Origin of the sequence: Modestobacter sp. VKM Ac-2983 (genome assembly GCF_026967885.1) — a bacterium.
GTDB lineage: Bacteria > Actinomycetota > Actinomycetes > Mycobacteriales > Geodermatophilaceae > Modestobacter.
Genome location: NZ_JAPVBK010000001.1, coordinates 250,947 through 266,745 on the forward strand (window position 1 = coordinate 250,947; position 15,799 = coordinate 266,745).

The 15,799-nt window shown below is 74.9% G+C and carries 12 protein-coding genes; 6 read left to right on the forward strand and 6 right to left on the reverse strand.

Features of this window, described 5'->3' with window-relative positions; translation table 11 throughout:
• Position 1: 1 nt before the first annotated feature.
• Both O2W18_RS01125 and O2W18_RS01130 read right to left on the reverse strand, forming a co-directional pair.
• Complete coding sequence (locus tag O2W18_RS01125; RefSeq protein ID WP_269185747.1) at positions 2-1,423, reverse strand: glycosyl hydrolase family 28-related protein; 1,422 nt, start codon at positions 1,421-1,423, stop codon at positions 2-4.
• Positions 1,420-2,529 (reverse strand): glycosyltransferase family 4 protein, encoded by a 1,110-nt coding sequence (locus O2W18_RS01130; RefSeq protein WP_269185748.1) that lies wholly within the window; start codon positions 2,527-2,529, stop codon positions 1,420-1,422. Before O2W18_RS01130 ends, O2W18_RS01125 begins: the two co-directional genes overlap by 4 nt.
• Positions 2,530-2,880: 351 nt before the next feature.
• Here O2W18_RS01130 and O2W18_RS01135 point away from each other — a divergent pair, with 351 nt between their 5' ends.
• The 3 genes from O2W18_RS01135 (at position 2,881) to O2W18_RS01145 (ending at position 6,144) form a co-directional block, all read left to right on the forward strand.
• Complete coding sequence (locus O2W18_RS01135; protein WP_269185749.1) at positions 2,881-4,383, forward strand: sugar transferase; 1,503 nt, start codon at positions 2,881-2,883, stop codon at positions 4,381-4,383.
• Positions 4,384-4,457: 74 nt separating this feature from the next.
• Positions 4,458-5,207 (forward strand): 3'(2'),5'-bisphosphate nucleotidase CysQ, encoded by a 750-nt coding sequence (locus O2W18_RS01140; protein WP_269185750.1) that lies wholly within the window; start codon positions 4,458-4,460, stop codon positions 5,205-5,207.
• Positions 5,208-5,271: 64 nt separating this feature from the next.
• Positions 5,272-6,144, forward strand: a complete 873-nt coding sequence (locus O2W18_RS01145; protein WP_269185751.1) for a hypothetical protein — start codon at positions 5,272-5,274, stop codon at positions 6,142-6,144.
• Positions 6,145-6,174: 30 nt separating this feature from the next.
• Here the strand turns inward: O2W18_RS01145 and O2W18_RS01150 are convergent, their stop codons facing one another.
• Positions 6,175-7,125: a hypothetical protein gene (locus O2W18_RS01150; protein ID WP_269185752.1), complete on the reverse strand. Its 951-nt coding sequence runs from the start codon at positions 7,123-7,125 to the stop codon at positions 6,175-6,177.
• Between the two features lie 1,585 nt (positions 7,126-8,710).
• Between O2W18_RS01150 and O2W18_RS01155 the strand changes: the two genes are divergently transcribed.
• Complete coding sequence (locus O2W18_RS01155) at positions 8,711-8,896, forward strand: hypothetical protein (protein WP_269185753.1); 186 nt, start codon at positions 8,711-8,713, stop codon at positions 8,894-8,896.
• 425 nt (positions 8,897-9,321) lie between these two features.
• On the forward strand, positions 9,322-10,209 hold the full coding sequence (locus O2W18_RS01160) for a glycosyltransferase family 2 protein (RefSeq protein WP_269185754.1): 888 nt from the start codon (positions 9,322-9,324) through the stop codon (positions 10,207-10,209).
• A 9-nt stretch (positions 10,210-10,218) separates the two neighbouring features.
• Here the strand turns inward: O2W18_RS01160 and O2W18_RS01165 are convergent, their stop codons facing one another.
• Positions 10,219-11,022 (reverse strand): glycoside hydrolase family 16 protein, encoded by an 804-nt coding sequence (locus O2W18_RS01165; RefSeq protein ID WP_269185755.1) that lies wholly within the window; start codon positions 11,020-11,022, stop codon positions 10,219-10,221.
• 743 nt (positions 11,023-11,765) lie between these two features.
• Between O2W18_RS01165 and O2W18_RS01170 the strand changes: the two genes are divergently transcribed.
• A complete protein-coding gene (locus O2W18_RS01170) occupies positions 11,766-11,960 on the forward strand; it encodes a hypothetical protein (RefSeq protein ID WP_269185756.1) in 195 nt (64 codons plus the stop codon).
• 52 nt (positions 11,961-12,012) lie between these two features.
• Here O2W18_RS01170 and O2W18_RS01175 read toward each other — a convergent pair whose 3' ends face one another.
• Entirely contained in the window at positions 12,013-14,970 is a 2,958-nt protein-coding gene (locus O2W18_RS01175) for an acetoacetate--CoA ligase (RefSeq protein WP_269185757.1), read from the reverse strand.
• Positions 14,967-15,650, reverse strand: a complete 684-nt coding sequence (locus tag O2W18_RS01180; protein ID WP_269185758.1) for a 4'-phosphopantetheinyl transferase family protein — start codon at positions 15,648-15,650, stop codon at positions 14,967-14,969. Before O2W18_RS01180 ends, O2W18_RS01175 begins: the two co-directional genes overlap by 4 nt.
• Positions 15,651-15,799 lie beyond the last annotated feature (149 nt).

The following is a 15,799-nucleotide window of genomic DNA, read 5'->3' on the forward strand; positions in this document are numbered from 1 at the left end:
CTCACCAGCCGCGGTGCTCGGGGACGGGGAAGCCGTCGTCCGAGACGTCGAACAGCCGCACCGCGGGGGACGCGTTGGTGTGGAACGGCCGCGACGGGCCGCCGGTGAGCGAGATCCCGGAGAAGGTGACCCGCTGGACGCCCGCGCCCGGGTCGGCGAGCACCCCGAGCTCCCAGCTGGCGCCGGCCCGGGTGCCGCTGACCGCGAGGTCGCGGATCGTCACGTCGGCGGTCGTGGTGCCGCTGTTGCCGGCGTAGACCAGCACCGCGCCGTGGTCCTTGGCCGAGTTGGTGTTGGCGCCGGTCACCGTGCCGCGGCTGATCCGCACCCGGCGGGAGGGGAACGTGTAGTACGGGTCGCCCTCGCTGCCGACGTAGACCGCGGCGGCGTCGGTGTCCCGGACAGCCACGTCGGTGTAGGTGATGTCGTCCCCGCCGACCACGGAGATGCCCCGGCCCCACGTCGTCCCGTTCACCTGCGGGGAGGTGATCTCCACCCGCGCGCACGGCACCCCGTCGGCCCGGTAGGAGACCACGGCGACCCCGTCGTCCCCGGTGGCGGTGGTCACCGGGGAGACGACCCGGCCGTCGTGCGCGCCGCCGGTCACGTGCACGCCGTCGGCGCGGCTGCCGACGACCGTCACCCGGTCCAGCAGGAAGTGCCCGGAGCCGTTGCCGACGTAGAAGCCGGCCGCCGCCGCACCCCGGACGTGCACGTCGCGCAGCACCACCCCGTCGGCGGAGACGCGGACCTTCATCTGCTCGTAGGCGTGGAAGCGCTCGGTGGAGGTGGCGAGGGCGAACGTCACCCCCTCGACGACCACGCGGTCGGCGTCGACGTGGAACGCCGAGCGGGTCTCCTGGGTGGCGGTGACGGTCGCGCCCCGGCCGAGGACGGTGAGCCCGGGCGTGCGGACCCGGAGGACGTCGGAGTGCAGGTAGGTCGCGCCCGCGCGCAGCCGCAGGATGCTCCCGGTGGGCACGCTGTCCAGCGCCTGCTGCAGCGCGGCGGTGTCGTCGGTGACGCCGTCGCCGACCGCGCCGAACCGCTCGACCGGGATGTCGCCGCGGGCCCCGGCGACCACGACGGGTCCCGTGGCGCCGGTTGCGGCGGTGCCGGACGCGCTCGGGCCCGAGGCAGTGGTCGCCGAGCCGGCCGCGGTGGGTGACGGGGGTGCGGACCCGGTGCCGGGTGGGGTGGTCGCGCCGGGCCCCGGCCGGGCCGGGGCGCTCGGGTCGGTGACGGTGGCCGGGCCGGCCGGGGGGACGGCGGCGGGTGCGGCGCCGGCCGGCTCGTCGGTGAGGGCGCTGGGCAGCGGTTCCGCCAGCACCGTCGACCCCGTGGACCCGACCGCGCACAGCGCGAGCAGCGCACTCGCCAGCAGTGCCCGGGACACCGGCCGGCGGGCCCGCGAGGGGCTCATCGGGACCCGGCCAGGTCGAGCAGGTGCTCGGCGACGGCGGCCTGGGAGGTGGCCGCGGCGTACCGGGTGGTCGCCACCGACCGGCCCGTCTCGGCCTCGCGGGACGCGGCGGCCGGGTCGAGCAGCCGGGCGGTCAGCGCGGCGGTGAACGCCTCGATCTCGAACGCCGGGACGGCGGCACCCGCGCCGCCGAGGGACGCCGCGATGCCGGCGACGTCGAAGGCCACCACGCTGCGCTGACCGGCCATCGCCTCCATCGCCACCAGCGGCAGCCCGGCCTCCCAGCGGGAGGGGACGGCGACGACGTCGGCGGCGGCGTACCACTCGGCCAGCCGCTCCCCGGGGGCGAAGCGGACCGAGCCGTCGGCCTGGGCGCGCAGCGCGGCCTCGTCCGGGCCGGCGCCGACGAGCACCAGCTGGGCGTCCGGCACAGCACGTCGCACGCCGGGCCAGGCGGCGAGCAGCATGTCCTGGCCCTTCTGCCGGGCCAGCCGCCCGACGCAGACCACGGTGGGCGCCGCGGGCAGCCCGAGTGCGGCGCGGGCGGCCGCCCGGTCCTGCGGGGCCCACAGCTCGGGCTCGACGCCGTTGGGCACCACCACCGACCGCCCGGTCAGGCCGGCGGCCCGCCCGGTCGCCAGCTCCGCCTCGCTCACACAGAGCGTCAGGCCGGTCCAGCGCTGCGCGAACCGCTCCCAGCCGCGGGATGCCGTCTGCACCGGCCCGGTGACCGCCTCGAACGACCAGGCGTGCGGCTGGAAGACCGTCGGTCGTCGGCCCCGCACCGCCAGCCGCCCGGCCAGCCCGGCCTTGGCGCTGTGCAGGTGCACCACCTGGGGGTCCGTGGCCGCCACGACCCGGCGCAGCGCCGCCGCCTCGCCGGGCACGGCCGGGCCGGGGGAGCGGCTCGCCCGCCACGGCACCAGCTCGGCCCCGGCGGCCCGGACGGTCTCGGCCAGCCAGCCCTCGTCCGGGCAGGCCACCAGCACCTCCCAGCCGCGGCGACGCTGGTCGGTGACCAGCCCGGCGACCACCCGCGCCACCCCCGCCTCGACCGGCTGGCTGACGTGCAGGACGCGCAACGTCGGGTTCTCGGATCCGCCCACGAGGGCAGCATGGGGCCCCCGGTGACGCGCTGGCCGGAAGACACCACGGACGTCCAGAAGGTGACCGAACTCACGAGGCTGACGGCAGGTGTACGGCAGGAAACGGCGGTATGGAGCCCCCTGCGCGTCGTCACTCTGCGCGAGTGATCACCAGGTGATCGGTTCGATCGGGTGTGGTGCACGCCACGGCCGCCGATCCGGGGGTGTCCCGGCCTCTCGTCCGGGGCTAGGCGACCCGAGCGGCCGGACCGTACGTTCCCCCGGGTCGGTCGGCGGGGTCTCCTCCCGACCGGCCGACGGCGACCAGTTGCCGCGCTGACCAGGGAACCAACGACGTACAGGAGCCGGACCTTGTTGCTGCTGGACGCGCCCGACGAGCTCGTCGAGCCCCGGACGGAGGTCGTCGCCCGCCGGCGTTTCTGGTCCGTGGCGCGCCTCCGCGGTGAGGGCACCGCGGCCCGCCGGGCCTGGCGGAAGACGTACGTGCGCCGGATCCTGCTGGGCGACGCCCTGGTCGCCGTGCTGGCCGCCCTGGTCGGTCGGCTGCTGCCCGAGCAGGGGCCGCTCGCCGCGCACGGCGCCCCCTGGCCGGTCGTCGTGCTGCCGCTGGTCTGGGTGGCCGCGATGGTGGTCGGCCGCAGCTACGAGGAGCGCTTCCTCTGGGTCGGCCCGGAGGAGTTCCGCCGGGTGTTCTTCGCCGCCGCCCTGCTGCTGGCGTCGGTGGGCACGGTCTCCTGGGCGTTCAAGCTCGAGGTCGCCCGCAGCTTCGTCGTGGTCGCGCTGCCCCTGGCCACCGTGCTCGGCCTGCTGCAGCGCTACGCCCAGCGCGCCTGGCTGCACCACCAGCGCACGCACGGCCGGTTCCAGCAGACCGCGATCCTGGTCGGCCACCGCAACGGCGCCGCCGAGCTGCACGCCCAGCTGGTCCGCCAGGCCCGGCACGGCCTCCGGGTGATCGGCGTCTGCTTGCCGTCGGCCGAACCCGCCGGGACCGTCTTCGACGGGTTGCCGGTGCTGGGCGGCTTCACCGACATCGCCGACGTCGTCCGCCGGTACGAGGTGGACACCGTCGCCGTGCTGCCCTCCCCGGAGCTGGACGGCGCCGCCCTGCGCCGCCTGGGCTGGGACCTCGAGACCACCGAGGCCGAGCTGCTGATCGCCCCGGCGGTGACCGAGTTCGCCGGCCCCCGGGTGGGCATCCGGCCGGTCAACGGGCTGCCGCTGATGCACCTGGAGCGGCCGGAGTTCCGCGGGCTGCGCCGCGTCACCAAGGACGTCTTCGACCGGTCGGTCGCGCTGGCCGCCGTCGTGCTGCTGCTGCCGGTGCTGCTGGTGCTGGCCGTGGCGGTCAAGAGCACGAGCCGGGGCCCGGTGTTCTTCCGGCACGAGCGGATCGGCCGCGCCGGCCAGCCCTTCCACGTGCTGAAGTTCCGCAGCATGGTGCCCGACGCCGACCAGCGGATGGCGGCGCTGATGGCGCGGAACGAGGGCAACGCCGTCCAGTTCAAGATGAAGCGCGACCCGCGGGTCACCCGGGTGGGCGCCGTCATGCGGCGCTGGTCGCTGGACGAGCTCCCGCAGCTGCTCAACGTCGTCGGCGGCACCATGTCGCTGGTCGGCCCGCGGCCGCACGTGACCCGCGAGGTCGAGCAGTACGGCTTCGACATGCGGCGCCGCCTGCTCGTCAAGCCCGGCATCACCGGCCTGTGGCAGGTCAGCGGCCGGTCGGACCTGTCGTGGGACGACTCGGTGCGGATCGACGTCCGGTACGTGGAGAACTGGTCGCTCGCCCTGGACCTGATGATCCTGGGCAAGACCCTCGGTGCCGTGGTCCGCGGCTCCGGGGCCTACTGACGGACCCTCCGCGGCGGCGCCGGGGTGCGGGGCCGGAGGATGGCTCCTCACCCCCGCCCGGACGGAGACCGACGTTGACCGGCACCGATCACGACCTCGCCCGCACGCTGGCCACCCAGGCCGGCGAGCTGCTGCTCACCGTGCGCGGCCGGGACTTCGCCGACGCCGCGGCGCGCAAGGCCGCCGGCGACGGGGAGTCCCACCGCTGGCTGGCCGAGCAGCTCGGCGCGTTGCGCCCCGGGGACGCCGTCCTGTCCGAGGAAGCCGCCGACGACGCCCGTCGGCTCACCGCCGACCGGGTCTGGATCGTCGACCCGCTCGACGGCACCCGGGAGTTCTCCGAGCTGGAGCGCACCGACTGGGCGGTGCACGTCGCGCTCTGGGAGCGGGGCGAGCTGGTCGCCGGGGCCGTCGCGCTGCCGGCCGAGGGCACCACGCTGGGCACCTCCGCCGTCGGCCCGCCGCCGGCCCGCCCGGACGGCCCCCTGCGCCTGGCGGTGAGCCGCAGCCGCCCGCCGGCCCTGGTCGCCGACCTCGTCGCGCAGCTCGCGGCGGAGCCGGTGGCCATGGGGTCGGCCGGGGTCAAGGCGATGTCCGTCGTCCGCGGGGACACCGACGCCTACGTGCACGGCGGCGGTCAGTACGAGTGGGACTCCGCCGCACCCGTCGCGGTGGCCCGGGCCGCCGGGCTGCACACCAGCCGGCTCGACGGCTCCCCGCTGCAGTACAACCGGCCCGACCCCTACCTGCCCGACCTGCTCATCTGCCGGCCCGAGCTCGCCGGGCAGCTGCTGGCCGCCCTGGCTGCGGACGCCCGGGGCTGAACTCTCCGGAATCGGCAGCCGTGACCCGGTCAAGCACCGGTGCGGACCTGCCGATCACGAGGACATGCCGTGGTGGGGGTGGGTGCTCGTCGGGTGGACGACGCTCGCGATCGTCGTCGCCGTGCCCCTGGGCATGGCCCTGCGGATCGCCGAGCAGCGTTCACGGGGGCAGGACCCCTCGCTGGCCAGTGCCCGTCCCGCCGTCCGGGCCCGCCCACGGCGACGCCGGCTGCCCGTGCCGCCGCTGTCCGCCGCGCTCATCGGTGTGGGGCTCAGCCTGCAGGCCGTCGGCCTCGGGCTGCGGATCGCCGGCAACGACCGCGGCGCCGCCCGCTACCTGTCCATGGACGCCCCGCTGTCCATCCCACGGATGTGGGTCACCGCCCTGCTCGCCACGGCCGCCGTGGCCGCCTTCGTCGGCGCCGCCCGCGCCACCGAGCGCCGGCCGTGGTGGCTGGGCGTCGGTGTCGTCGCGGCCCTGGTCGCGCAGGTCAAGGGCGGCGGGACCGTCCACGTCGAGGCGCTGCGGACCGCCGGTCTGGCCGGCCGGCCGGTGCTGGCCACCGCTGTCAGCGCCGTCCTGGCCGCACTGACCCTCAGCGTGCTGTGGTGGCTCAGCCGCACCGAGCGGCGCGACCGCCGGCGGGTGATGACCGCCTTCGCCGTCTACGCCGGGGCCGCCGTCGTCCTGTCCGGCGTCTCCTCCGTCGTCGGGTCGGCGTCCGGTGCGTTCCCGTGGGCTGCCGTCGCGACGTTCGTCGAGGAGAGCGGTGAGGTCGTCGGCGCGGTGGCCGTGCTCACCGCCGTCCTCGTCGGGGTCGCACCCCGGCTCGTGCTCCCGGCCGACTGGGCGCTGCGCCGCCGCGCCGACGCCGAGACGGTCGACGCCCCCGGTGCGCTGCCCTCGTTCGGCCCGGGGACCGGCTTCCAGCGCTGATCGGCTCCCGGCGACCAGCCGTCGTACGGCTCAGCTGCCCGCGGCGATGGCCTCGTCGAAGAACGCGATGATCTCGTCGGTGTCGTCGAAGTGGCTGTCCGAACCGTGCTCGCCGGTGACCTCGACGTGGTCGACCTCGGCGGCCGCGCCCTCGACGAGGTCGACCCAGGCCAGCGCATTGGTGGTCTGGTCGATCGAGGTGTCCTCGGGCGAGGAACGGACAAGCGCCCGGGTGCCCGCGTAGGCCGAGGGGGGTTGCTGGATCGGGTCGAACGCTGAGCTGTTGCGCAGGAACGACTCCTGGTCCGTCGCGTCGAAGGCCGCGAACAGTGCCGCGGACGCCTGGGTGGTGAAGTCGTCGTGGATGGTCAGGTACACCTGTGACCAGTCCAGCAGGGGTGCGCTCAGGAAGGCGCCGCGGATGTCGGGCAGCGTGTTCCGGTGCAGGGCCACGGCCGAGATGCCGCCGCCCATGGAGAAGCCCATCAGCACCGTCCCGGAGGTGTCCCAGACCCGGCCCACGTACTCGCGGGCGCGCTGCATCCGGGCCTGCCCCTCGGCGTTGCCGAACGTGGCCCCGTAGTCGGGGGAGACGACGACGTAACCGGCCTCCAGCATGGCGTCGCGCATGGGGCTGACGTGCCCCTGCTCCAGCCAGGTGGTGGGGTCGTCGGTGTATCCGTGCGCCGCCATCACCACCGGGACGGCGCCGACCGCGGTCGACATCAGGCTGTCCGGGACGTACAGGGTGGTGGGCCCGCCCGCCCCGGCGGCCGTCCGGTCCTCGGTCTGGACGACGTACTTCCGCGCTGGGGCACCCCCGCTCGTGGTGAACGCCGTCGGGTCGGCGACCTGGTCGGGGATCGTGCGGCTGCCGGCGGGGCTGGCGTCGTCACTGGGGGCGCCGCAGGCCGTGCCCATGATCGGGGCGAGGGCGAACAACGCGGTCAAGCCGAGGAAGTCCCTCCGGCTCACGGTCATGCGAACTCCTTCTCGGGTCCTGCGGCGGTCGCGATCGTCCCGCATCTGCTCGGGTCCGGTGCGCGGTCCCGGCGGGACGCGTCCGGCACCACGGGCAGTGTGCGACACGGTGCTGTGAGGCTCATGTGATGCGCCGTTCCCGCGCGTCCGGCTACGGACAGTTGATGTCCGGACGGCGTGTCCGGGTTGGCGCGCCTCCAGGGTTGCCTCAGCGTGACGCTGCGCCCAGCCTCATCACTCGGACGGGTGATCGAGAAGCTCCTTCAGGGACTCCCCCGATCACTCGGCGTCACGGCCGAGAGGATGCGCATTGGGTGCGAGCCTGCGTGCAGCGGGGGGAGTGGGCGACTCGTCGTCGCCCGGCCCGTCGACCGCGCTGCTCCGCTCGCTGTTCCTGGCCGTCCTCCTGTTGCTCGGGTTCGTCGGTCTCTCCGTCGCCCTGGCCGGTGTCGCCCGCGCATCCGACGTGGCCGCGGCGACGACGTCCGCCGGCGAAGTGACGGGGTCGGCAGCCCCCGACGGCGCCGTGGCCCCGCCAGTGCCCGTCGCGCCGGAGCCGTCGCTGGAGCCCCTCGTGCCGCCGGCAGAGCCCACCGTGCCGCCGGTCGAGCCGGTCGCACCGCCGGTGGAGCCCACCGTGCCGCCGGTCGAGCCCACCGTGCCGCCGGTCGAGCCGGTCGCACCGCCGGTGGAGCCCACCGTGCCGCCGGTCGAGCCGGTCGCACCGCCGGTGGAGCCCACCGTGCCGCCGGTGGAGCCCACCGTGCCGCCGGTCGAGCCGGTCGCACCGCCGGTGGAGCCCACCGTGCCGCCGGTTGAGCCCACCGTGCCGCCGGTGGAGCCCACCGTGCCGCCGGTCGAGCCGGTCGCACCGCCGGTGGAGCCCGCCGGCCCGGTCCAGACCCCGCCGGTCGTGGATCCGGTCGCCGGTGTCGAGCCGCCCCTGCCGACGCCTGCTCCGGTCGCGCTCCCCGATGCCGTCGTCGGGTCCTCGCCACCGTGTCCGTCGCTCACGGCACCCGACCGGGGAGCCGTCGTGGGTGCCGGGGCCGACTCGGCCGCCAGCCGGGCCGTGCCGCCCGGTCCTTCGCAGACCACGCCCTGCACCCCTCCCATCGACACGCCGGCGACTCCGGCGGAGACCCCGAGCACGGGGACGCCTGCTGGCGCGCCGGCACCGACGACGGGCGTGTCCGTGACCGGGGCGGCCCCGACGTCCCCGGTCGAGGACAGGACGGCAGAGCTGGCGCGGGGACCCGTCGCGACGGCCACCGGGACGGCCGCCGACGTGTGTGATCCCACGCCGGGGTCAGCGCCAGCGCCAGGGTCCGGGACCGAGCGCCCGAGGGCCGACGTGACGCGCGCCGACCCGTGGGCGGACCGGAGTACGGCTGCGGACTCCGGGGCGCCGCGCCGCGCCGCGGCGCACGGTGCGCCAGCGGTCGGGGTGGACGAGCAGCACGTCCAGGCCATCTCGCCCGCCGGTTCCCGGAGACCGCTGTCCGGGTCCGTCCCTGCCCCGGCGTCCAGCCCGACACCTGCGATGCCGCCGGCGCCGACGGCGCCGGCCACCGGTGGCGTCGGCGTGAACAGCGGGACGACCTGCTCGACCGGGCAGCACGGCCACAGTGGCGCGCTGAACGGACTGCCGCTGGTCACCCTCCTCGCCGAGCAGGCGCCGCTCATGGCCGGCTCGCCGGTCGTGCCCGGGTACGACGGCCCCTCGGCGGTGGTCGAGATGACCGACGACCCCAGCGCGCAGCCCGACTGATCGGCTGATCGCACCTGCCGGCGGTTCGCTGCCCTCAGGTGCCGCGGACGGCGCCGCCGATCGACGATCGGGTCCCGGTGCCCCGCGCTCCCGCCGAACCGGGCTCCGGCTGACCCGTCCACGCCGCCCTCGGCCGACGGGGCCGACAGCCGCCGACGACGTCCCACCGACCGGTGGCCCCGCGGGGCCACCGGCTGACCGCGCCGTTGCGGCGCCCCTCACTTCCGCGCGCCTCACGCAGGCGGCGACACCAGCACCGTCTCCGGGCGGGCACAGAAAGGCGATCCATGTCTGTAGCAGCGCACTCACCGACCAGCACCGATGACACCCGCGCCGCAGGTGGGCACGGTGACCGCGCGCAGCGTCTCCTCCTGCGCAGCCGACGCGCGACGGCGGCGCCGAGTGCGGCACCGCCGAGCCTGGACGTGCGGTCCCCGAACGTCGTCCTGCAGCTCCCGCCCGTGGACCCCACCGACCAGGCCGGTGTCACGACGCTCCTCGACGACGGACCGGCCGGGGACGCTCCTGCCGGCACCTCGGCCGCGGCGACCCCACAGCTGCATCCGGCGACGCCGCGGGTCAGCGTGGTGATCCCGACGTACAACGAGGCCAAGAACCTGCCGCACGTCTTCAAGCACCTGCCCGAGGGCCTGCACGAGGTGATCGTGGTCGACGGGCGCAGCGTCGACGACACCATCGCGGTCGCCCACTCGCTGATGCCCGAGGTCAAGATCGTGTTGCAGAACCGGGCCGGCAAGGGCAACGCCATGGCCTGCGGGTTCGCGGCGGTCACCGGCGACATCGTCGTCATGCTCGATGCCGACGGCTCGGCCGATCCGGACGAGATCAGCCGCTTCGTCGCGGCCCTCGTGGACGGCGCTGACTTCGCCAAGGGCAGCCGCTTCGCGCCCGGCGGCGGGAGCAGCGACATCACGCCGCTCCGTGCCTGGGGCAACCGCTGGCTCAACCGGATCGCCAACCTGTTGTTCGGCACCCGCTACACGGATCTCTGCTACGGCTACAACGCGTTCTGGCGGCACTGCCTGGACGCCCTGGAGCTCGACCCGCGGGTCGCGGACCAGGGCGGCAAGCAGTGGGGTGACGGCTTCGAGATCGAGACCATCATCAACACCCGCATCGCGAAGGCCCGGCTGACGATCGCCGAGGTGCCGAGCTACGAGCTGCCCCGTATCCACGGGCAGAGCAACCTGGACACCTGGCGGGACGGCACCCGCGTCCTCGGCGCCCTCGTCGTCGAGCGGATCAGCCGGGCCGGCCGGCGGACCCGGCGGGCGGCCAGGCAGCCGGTGTGACCGGCGGCGTCAGCTCCTCGCCCAGATCGACACCCAGTCGACCTGGAGAGAGGTGACGGCGGGGTCGCCCACGCCACAACCGAAGGCGGCGCCGCCGCCCTGGCAGCCGCCCGGCTGGACCTGGATGGCCAGGTTCATCGGGGTGCTGGAGACGCCGGGGTGGTCGGTCGACCCCCAGGCCTGGCCGTCGAGGGTGTAGACGACCTTCCCGGGCGTCCACTCCACGCCGATCGTGTGCCACTGCGTGAAGTCCGCCTCCACCTGCTGGCCGATCATCGTGTTGTTGCTGCCGTAGTGCACGGTCCCGGTGGTGGCACTGCGGTCGCCGCCCGCGTCCTCGGCGAAGTCGATCTCCGGAGGCCACGAGTTGTCGGCCGGCCACAGCAGTGCCGCGTACTTCATCTCGTCGCCCGCATCGACGCGGAAGCGCATCTCCACCTTGCCGTACTGGATCGTGGTCCGGTTGGCCAGGCCGCCGGCCACCCACTCGCCGTTCTGCTGGGTCTGGGTCAGCGTGAGGTTGCCCCCGCCGACGGCCACGTGCGAGGGATCCCAACGCCCATACGGGGAGCCGCCCGGCTGGCCGGAGTACAGCTTCCACTGGCTCCCGAGGGACGAACCGTTGAACTCGTCGACGAAGACCTGGCGCCAGCCGGCCAGGTCGCCCTTCGGCGCAGCGGTGCCGCCGCCGGTCGTGGCAGCGGGGGCCGTGGCCACCGGCGTGCTGGCCGGCGCCTGCGCCGGGCCGGCAGGCGCGGTCTCCGGCGCGGGAGGCGGAGGGGTGGTCGCCGGCTGCGGCAGGGGCGTGGTCACCGCCGACGGCGTCGGGCTGGCGGGCGGCGCCGTGGCCGGCTCTACCGGCGTCGACGGGGCGGGGGGGACGGCGGTCGGGCGGAGGGGCGGGACGTGCGCGCCGCGATCGGAGCCGGTCTGCGCCGAGTCGGCTCGGGCGTCGTGAGAGGCAGGGGCCGACCACACCCCCGCCGGGATGCTGCCGAGGGCGCACAGCGACGTCGCCACCCAGGCCACGGCGGACAGCCGCATGTACCGCCGCCTCGTGACGAAGCGGCGTCGCTTGAGTACTCGGCGTGTCATGGCGCGGAGTAAACATGTCGACAAATCGCTCGCGCCAGGCTCTGCACGACAGCAGCAGCACCGGCCACTACAGTCCCATTCGTCACACGGGTCGGGCATCTCTCCGCGCGTCGACGCAGAGGCAGGATGATCGGCCACCGGTCGAGCATCGGGACACGGCCTCGGGTTGCGATGTCCTCGTGCAGGGTGCCCATGGTGGAGGTGGGGCGTCCGTGAACGGTGGGACGAATCGGTCAGGACGCCCGCGTGTCCAGGTCCCGGTGGCTGTCGTCGCTGCGTCAGGGTGTGGCCGCGTCGATCGACGCGGTGGACCGTGGGCGACGGCGTGAGCACGACCGGCGCTCGTCGAAGTCACGGGTGACGAGAGAGTGGTGTGGCGTGCACGCAAGTGGCGAGGCGACGGCCCCAGGGGTCGTGGCTCCCGATGGTCATGGTCCGGTCTCGGCTCCCGAGGTGGTCCGGTGAGCGCGCTGGACGCGGCTCGCCGCCCGCGGATCGACGCTGCTCCCGTCCCGCCGCGGGCCGCGCCCCGCGCGAGGACGTGCAGCTGCGGACACCAGTCGACAGCCCACCAGCACTACCGCAAGGGCACCGACTGTGCACTGTGCGGCTGCGCCAAGTACCGCGGGCCGTTCCGGCTCTTCTCCCGCGGCTGACCCCGTCAGCTCCAGTCGCTCGGTCCCCCCGGTACCTGCCGGACCGAGCGACTCAGCGCGCGGCCGCCGCCAGCGCCGAGTCCAGGGCGGCCGCCAGAGCCGGGCTGCGCTCGCTGCTGAGCAGCACGTGGTGCGAACCCGGGACGTCCACCACCGTGAGGTCCGGGGCCTGCCGACGCCAGGCGTAGAGCAGGTTGGCGATCACCGGCACCCGGAACCGCGCGCGGAAGTAGGTGACCGGCCCCGCGTAGGGGCCCCACGCGTAGGCGTTGAACACCCGGTGGGCCGCCGCGAAGGTCTGGCGCTCCTCGCTCGGCGGCTCGGTGCGACCCAGGCGGCGGCGCAGCACCCCGGCCACCGAGTCCTCCACCATCCCCGGCACCAGGAGGGCCACCCACCAGGCGAGCGTCCGCAGTCCCTTCGAGAACCGGGACAGCTGCTCGAACGGTGGCTCGGTGTCGAGCAGGCCCAGGAAGGTCACCGAACGGCCCTCCGCAGCCAACTGCCGCGCCATCTCGTAGGCCACCAGTCCGCCGAAGGAGTAGCCGGCCAGCCGGACGTCCCCCTCGGGCAGGGCGCGCTGGACCTTCGCCACCAGCGAGGAGGCGATCTCGGTGATCGTGACGCCCTTCCGCATGGCGATCTGCGGGTCGGACGTCAGGCCGTGGACGGGCGCCGGCGTCCGCAGGGCGTCGACCATCGCGCGGTAGATGTCGACGTCGCCGAGGTAGCCGTGCACCAGGAGCAACGGCGCCACCCCCCGCTCCCCGGGACGCAGCACCTCCAGCAGGGAGGCCTGGGCCGGGTCCGCGGTCATCGAGCGGGTGATGCCGGCGATCGACGGTTGGGCCAGGAAGTCCTCGAGCAGCAGTGGTCGGTGCAGCTCGAGGCGCAACCGGCGCAGCAGGGTCATCGTCTGCCGTGAGGTGCCACCCGCGTCGAAGAAGTCGGCGTGGTCGGGCACCGGAGCGCCCAGCACCTCGCCGAACACCCGGGCGACGACGGAGCGGACGTCATCGCCCGTCGCGGTCGCGGTCGCGGCCGCCTCGGCGTGGTGCGCGGCGGCCGCGGCGATGCCCGCCAGCGAGCCGGGGTTCTTCAGCGCTGACACGTTCCGGACGGGTTCCCCGTCGAGCACGGCCCGCGCGGCGCTCTCGGAACGCTTGCCGCTGTGGGTCAGGGGGATCTCGTCGACCGGCAGGACCAGCGACGGGACGTGCGCGGCGGACCCCTCACGACGCAGCGTGCTGCGGAGCTGTCGGGCCAGGTCGTCGTCGAAGACGACGCCCGGCCGGAGCACCACGAGCAGGGCGAGACGGCTGCTGCCGGGTGCCTCCGGGTCGCGCGTCTCCACCGCGATCGCGTCGGCGACGCCGGCCACCTCCCGCACGATGCTGTAGATCTCGGACGGTCCGATCCGGACGCCGTTGATGTTGAGGACCCCGTCGGACCGGCCGTACAGGCGCGAGGACCCGTCCGGCGCGATCTCGATGCGGTCGCCGTGGGTCCACCTGCCGGGGTGCTGGGCGAAGTAGGCAGCACGGAAGCGTTCGCCGTCCGGGTCCTGGAGGAAGCGGACGGGACGTGAGGGGAACGGGTTGCTGCACACGAGCTCGCCGACCTCCCCCGTGACGAGGTGACCGTCCTCGCCCAGGGCACCGACGTCGAGGCCCAGGCTCAGGGACTGACAGCGTCCCCGTTGCACCGGCACCTCGGGATGGCCGAGCACGAAACAGCCGACGATGTCGGTGCCGCCGGACAGGGAGACCACCGGCACCGGCCCCACGTGCTCGGTGATCCACTCGAACTGCCACGGGTGCAGGACCGCGCCCGTCGACAGGACTGCACGCAGGTGGCTCAGGTCGACGGCGTCCCTGGGCGACCAGCCCTCGTCCTGGCACAGCTGCAGGTAGGCCGGGCTGGTGCCGAAGACGGTGATCCCGTGGCGAGCGGCGAGTGTCCACAGTGTCTCGGGCCCGGTGACCGGACCGTCGTAGAGCACCACGTGGGCGCCGACCGACAGCGCGGACAGCTGCCAGTTCCACATCATCCAAGCCGTGGTGGTGTGGAAGTACAGGGTGTCCGAGGGGCGCAGGTCCAGGTGCAGACGGTGCTCCTTCTCGTGCTCCAGGAGCGAGCCACCGGCGCCGTGCACCATCGCCTTGGGCGGCCCCGTCGTCCCGGACGAGAAGAGCACCCACAGCGGTGCGTCGAACGGCTGCCGTGGCCACGTGGGTCCCGGGTCGTCGGCGGGGACGTCAGCGAGGAGGTCGGTCAGTCGGCTGACCTGCGGGCCGGGCAGCCGGGGGAGCGGGAGGTCGTCCAGCAGGACCACGTGCCGGACCGTGGGCAGTTGGGCCAGGAGCTCGGTGAGGAGCTGGTCGGCGGCGGCCCCGCCGCCGCCCAGCGCCGTGCGGTCGATCAGCGCGGTGGTCGCGTCCAGCTGCCCGAACCGGCCCAGCAGCGTGCTGACGCCCATGTCCGGGGTGGCGGTCGACAGCGCCGCCCCGAGCCCGGAGACCGCGAGGGCGGCGACCGCCGTCCGCGCGTGGTTGGCGGCGATCGCGAGCACGGTGTCCCCGGCCGCGACCCCCGCGCGGGCCAGGGCACGGGAGGCCCGGCGGGTGGCCGTGCGCAGCTCTTCCCGGGACAGCCGCTCCGCCGAGCCGTCCGCGTGCACGGAGGTCAGAGCAGGAGCGTCGTCGTCCACGCCGGGCCGCCGGCGCAACACGTTCTCGGTGTAGTTCAGTCGGACATCCGGGAAGAACCGCGCCGTCTGGACGTCGTCGCTGGTGCTGACCAGGTCCGCGGACCCCTCCCAGACGAGGTCCGCCCAGTCGAGGAACACGCGCCAGAAGTCCCGGTACGAGGCCACCGACCAGGCGTGCAGCTCGGTGGCGGTGGGCAGTGACCGCCCGGCTGCTTCCTCACATCGGCTGCGGAGGTCGGCGAGCTGCGGCGGCAGCGTCTCCTCGGGGGACTGGTCCGGCGCGGCATCGAGCGCGGTCATCCTGCACCTCCGGGGGGGAGTGGTAAGGGGATCAGCGGTGCAGCGTCGGGGGCCGTGGCGGTCGCGACGCTCGCCACGTGACCGGCCCGCACCTGGATCGGCGTGAGCTGCAGTCCGCCCACCCGGCCACGGTCGGCGACCGGCGTCACGACGTGGACGGGGAGCCGGTCGAGGCCGGTCCCCCACGCCTTCAGCACCGCCTCCTTGTGGGTCCAGGCACGGGTGGTGGCGCGGAGCCGATCGCGCTCGGGCAGCGCGGCGAGGAGAGCGAGTTCCGCGTCGGCCAACCACCCCTCGTCCACGGCGGCACGGGCTTCGTCGTCACGGTGGCGCTGCACGTCGACCCCGACTGCGCCGCCGGCGGACACCGCCAGCAGGGCCACTGCGCCGCTGGCGGAGCAGGAGCAGTGCAGGCCGGCGCCGGGCACGAACGGCCGACCGCGGTCGAGGTGCAGCGGGACGTCGGCCGGCGCGGTGCCCAGCAGGTCGCCGAGCACCCGGCGCAGACCGGCGCGGACCAGGACCCGGCGCCGGAGGACGGCGGGAGAGCCACGCCCGGCCCGCAGGCGCTCGGCATCGCTGAGGCAGGCGCCCTCGCCCGCGACGTCCCAGCGGGCGTCGTCCAGGTCCAGTGACCGGACGACGAGAGACGTGCGGCGACCGGCAGCCCCGGACGTCACCGCCTCGTCCGTCGTCCTCGTCACCATCCCTCTGCCCTCACGTGTCGAGCCCCTCACGTGTCGACGTCTGCCCGTGGGTCTTCGCCGTCAAGCTAGGAAACGGTTCACCGCCTGCCAAGTACGTTCGTCGCGGTTCGGGCCGCACCACC